Source organism: Desulfobacula phenolica (assembly GCF_900105645.1).
Classification (GTDB): Bacteria; Desulfobacterota; Desulfobacteria; order Desulfobacterales; family Desulfobacteraceae; genus Desulfobacula; species Desulfobacula toluolica.
Window position 1 is genome coordinate 1 of sequence record NZ_FNLL01000038.1, and the last position, 3,909, is coordinate 3,909.

At 37.4% G+C, this 3,909-nt stretch carries 6 protein-coding genes; 2 read left to right on the plus strand and 4 right to left on the minus strand.

Annotated elements, in window-relative coordinates:
* Positions 1-257: 257 nt before the first annotated feature.
* Positions 258-539, plus strand: coding sequence for a transposase zinc-binding domain-containing protein (locus BLT94_RS21545; protein ID WP_407641575.1), 282 nt, complete (start codon positions 258-260; stop codon positions 537-539).
* Positions 540-636: 97 nt separating this feature from the next.
* On the opposite strand, the gene BLT94_RS21550 is transcribed toward BLT94_RS21545, so the two are convergent.
* From BLT94_RS21550 to BLT94_RS21555, 3 genes are all read right to left on the minus strand, one after another.
* Entirely contained in the window at positions 637-1,644 is a 1,008-nt protein-coding gene (locus BLT94_RS21550; RefSeq protein ID WP_217641266.1) for an MBL fold metallo-hydrolase, read from the minus strand.
* Between the two features lie 127 nt (positions 1,645-1,771).
* Positions 1,772-2,209 (minus strand): aldo/keto reductase, encoded by a 438-nt coding sequence (locus tag BLT94_RS22455; RefSeq protein ID WP_245743221.1) that lies wholly within the window; start codon positions 2,207-2,209, stop codon positions 1,772-1,774.
* Entirely contained in the window at positions 2,094-2,759 is a 666-nt protein-coding gene (locus BLT94_RS21555; protein WP_245743222.1) for an aldo/keto reductase, read from the minus strand. Before BLT94_RS21555 ends, BLT94_RS22455 begins: the two co-directional genes overlap by 116 nt.
* Positions 2,760-2,863: 104 nt before the next feature.
* Between BLT94_RS21555 and BLT94_RS21560 the strand changes: the two genes are divergently transcribed.
* Positions 2,864-3,661 (plus strand): AraC family transcriptional regulator, encoded by a 798-nt coding sequence (locus tag BLT94_RS21560; protein ID WP_175530454.1) that lies wholly within the window; start codon positions 2,864-2,866, stop codon positions 3,659-3,661.
* Positions 3,662-3,663: 2 nt separating this feature from the next.
* Here BLT94_RS21560 and BLT94_RS22125 read toward each other — a convergent pair whose 3' ends face one another.
* Positions 3,664-3,879 (minus strand): hypothetical protein, encoded by a 216-nt coding sequence (locus tag BLT94_RS22125; RefSeq protein WP_092238805.1) that lies wholly within the window; start codon positions 3,877-3,879, stop codon positions 3,664-3,666.
* Between the last annotated feature and the right edge of the window lie 30 nt (positions 3,880-3,909).

Consider the following 3,909-nt stretch of genomic DNA (forward strand, 5'->3'; position numbering starts at 1 on the left):
GTTCGTTATTAAACGGAGCTTGTCTTGTTTTTTTACTTCAGACACCTTCTAATTGCACATAACTTTTGTTCTGACCGCGCGGTTCACAAACATCTGCGGTTTACCCGTCAGCATGTTTTTGTTAAACAGTCATTACTCGTGTGTTTATAATTTTCATCATATTGTTGTATTTTTCAACAAATATTTTATCCTCTATTCCCAGGTTTGATTTCCAACCAGACATACACAAAAATTTTATCACAAGTCTCGATTTCGCTATGGCTCAGTCGACAGCATATGGTTATGATGTTTATCAGCCGCGCAATCCTAAAGCAAGCGCGTATTACAAGTGCTTTGAAAATCATTTTGAAGATCTGGAACGTGCATGGGATGACAACATGTATGCTTCCCGATATGGTTTCTGGCGGACATACGTCATGACTGTGATTTTCAAATACCTGGACTGCGATGATCTTCATATGGGATTTGCCAGGGTCCGTTGTGAAGAATGTGGTCATGAATATTTGTTGGCATTTTCTTGTAAGCGAAGGCAATTCTAAAATTGACCCCCTGTAAGCGTCCAATTTTGACTCCCGAACTCGAAGAAATTTCTTCTATTTATTCGTATCATTCAATGGCTGTCTTTTTTACCCTGCATTATTCTGCAAGAGGACGAGTTTCTCCAATTTTCATAACCCAAAGGTTGTTCTCCATCAACCCGTTATCAATACCAGCTTTATGAAATCGTTTTGGGGGTTCCCATGCTGGCTCATCAGACAAATTGATTGTTCCCCAATGGGATGCAATCAAAGTCATTGCTTGCAAATCTTTTCCAGTTATAATAGCTTCCTCTGGGTTCATATGGTGTATTTTCATTGTTTTCCTGGGCTCATAGGCGCCAATGGGAACAAAAGCATAATCAAATGGGCCAAATTCTTCACCAATTTTTTTAAAAATATTATCTGAATACGCTGAATCACCAGAGAAATACAATTTTTTATTAGAACTGCTAATTGCCCATGACGACCATAATGTTTTATTGTGATCGCTGAGATTTCGACCTGAGTGGTGGACAGCAGGTAAAGATGAAAATTTAATATCATTAATTTTTATTTCATCGTACCAATCGAGTTCACTGACATGAGTATATCCACGCTCTTTAAAAAACGATTTGAGCCCAAGTGGGACAACGACCTGAATCTTATCTTTATCCTGCAATTTTCGAATTGTCACATCATCCAAATGGTCATAGTGATTATGAGAGACTAAAATGATATCGATTGGGGGCAAATTATCCAGGGAGATACCAGGTGGTAGCATCCTTTTTGGTCCCCCCCAGGAAAAAGGACTGGCATATTTAGAAAAGAAGGGATCTGTTAAAATTGTCATCCCGGAGATTCTTATTAAAAATGTTGTATGCCCAATCCATGTTATATTATCGCCCGATATAGAGTCTCTTAGATTTATTGCTTGGGTCTCTGATAAATAATGAACATCTGGAACATCATGAAGAAATATTGAATGCCAGAACCTTCGCAGATAGAATGCAGGGCCTGATTTGTCCACCATTTGCACAACCGGAAAATTTTCAAATCCGCTCTCTGTGTGATGCCCTGGCTTTTTTGATTCGGATTTTGAATCCGCACTGTTTTTTTCTTGTCCCAAATGAATAACTCCTCCCTTCTGGGTCGCACATCCCAGTGTGGCATAAAATAGTGTAAACCATATTAGGGCAATGCATAAATGAAAAAGCTTTATTTTTTTCACAATTGATAATCCATCCCTAAATTAACTAGCAATTGACCCCTTTCATTCCTTCACTTGTATACCTTTCACCTTTGACTGCACCTGGATAAATAATGGTTTCAATTTCTTTTATATCATCATCGTTAAGGTGAACTTTAGCTGCATTAATATTATCCATAAGATACTTAACATTCCTAGTCCCAGAAATAGGGACTATATCATCACCTTTGGATAGTATCCATGCTAATGCAAGTTGAGAGAGATTGATTTCTTTTGAATCAGCAATTTTTTTAAGAGCGTTTACAAGAGCCATATTGGTATCGTAATTTTCGGCTGAAGTTCTGGGCAGATATTTTCTTAGGTCACCATCATGTTCCATAGATTCTTTTGTTAAATTTCCTGTTAGTAAACCTCGTCCAAGAGGGCTGTACGATACAAGTCCAATACCATTTTTTCTTAAAGCAGGTATTAGAAATATCTTCAACGTCTCTTGTAAAAAGCGAATATTCGGATTGAACACAGGTTATCGGGTGTACTGCGTGTGCTTTTAAAACTGTTTTCACAGAAGCCTCGGAAAGACCTATGTACTTAATTTTACCTTCTCTGACAAGGTCTGACATTGCGCCGACTGTATCTTCAACAGGAACAGTGGTATCAATTCTGTGAATATAATAAAGATCAATTGTTTCTATATCTAATCGCTTGAGACTTTTTTCAACAGCCTGCCTGACATATTGGGGCCTGCCACAGATTTCCCTTTCATACGAGCCAGGTTTTCGGACAATGCCAAATTTTGTCGCGATACAAACACGTTTCCCCCACTTTTTAATAACATCTGATATCAACCTTTCATTATGGCCATCTCCATATGTATCTGCTGTATCTATCATTGTTACACCATTTTCAAGGGCACTTAAAATTACTTTTTTCGAATTTTCATCATCAGTGCCACCATAAAATTCACTCATTCCCATACAGCCAAGACCAACTGAAGACACTTCTGGTCCATTTTGTCCTATAATTACTTTTTCCATAATCATATCCTTTTTACTTTGGATTACTTTTAAAACCTAAAATAAAGAAAATAATTACTTCTTGCATCCGAATAAATGACATATTAATATGCAATATGGACAAATTGATTGAAATACCTTTAAAACCAAATTTAACCCCAGCATTTATTTTGGAGGGAACTCTCAAAGAATACTCAACTGAAGATCTGCATTACCACTCATGCCATCAGTTTTTAAGAATAAGTACAGGTATTACACTACTTGTGGAAGAAAAAGAAAAGCAACCATTATTCAGTAATATGACAGCATTCATTCCTGCTGGTCTTCCCCATCGATCCAGCGTAATGGGAACAATCGTAAACTATAAATCAATCTATCTGGATGAGAACCTTTTCAACCCCGCTATAAATGAAATTGTTATTTTTGATATGAGCGAACTGGGCGTTGCTCTTTTTAACAGGATCAACCTATCTCAAAATAAAACTGATGGCATAAGCCTTCAATGTTTAAACCTGTTGCTTGAATTAATGAAAAAAGAGATTCATTTTAAATCCAGTCTAACTCATATTCCTGTTCCCCGAAATCCTGAAAATAGAAAAATTACTGAATATATTGAAAACAACTTTGAAAAGAAACTCACGCTTTCTGAGGTTACAAATGTTCTCCATTATTCGGATAGACACATTTCCAGAATTTTTAAAGAAGACCTGAAAGTATCAATCTTTGAATATCTGAAACTATACCGGATTTTCCAATCGGCATTAAAACTTTGTGAGAGCAATTCTTCCGAGACAATAACAAGTATTGCATTTTCATGCGGTTATGACTCCTTGTCATCATTTTATAAGGATTTTAGAGAGATTTTTTCAATGACACCTAAGATGTTTAAGCAAAAAAACAGGAGAACAATTAAATCATTTTAGCATCATCCCAATCCGATGGTAAATACTTTTTTGAGCTGGTGAACGCGGTGCTGACCGGTCCAGCTCCTGGTTCCGGCGCAAGGCACCGGGACCAGGGGCTGGACGAAGTCAGCACCGCGTTCCAGGCGGCGCAGCCGCCTGGAACATGAAAATCCCCCAAACCCCGCGGTTAGAAAAAAAAAGGAATTTGTAAGGTGTAAAAATTGTAGTAGAAGCATAGAGAACCTCCCAAACAGATATTTTTAACT

Excerpts from the sequence above, each read along its gene's own strand:
- BLT94_RS21555 (WP_245743222.1), bottom strand. The coding sequence starts at position 2,759 with ATGGAAAAAGTAATTATAGGACAAAATGGACCAGAAGTGTCTTCAGTT.
- BLT94_RS22125 (WP_092238805.1), bottom strand. The coding sequence starts at position 3,879 with ATGCTTCTACTACAATTTTTACACCTTACAAATTCCTTTTTTTTTCTA.
- BLT94_RS21545 (WP_407641575.1), top strand. The coding sequence starts at position 258 with ATGGCTCAGTCGACAGCATATGGTTATGATGTTTATCAGCCGCGCAAT.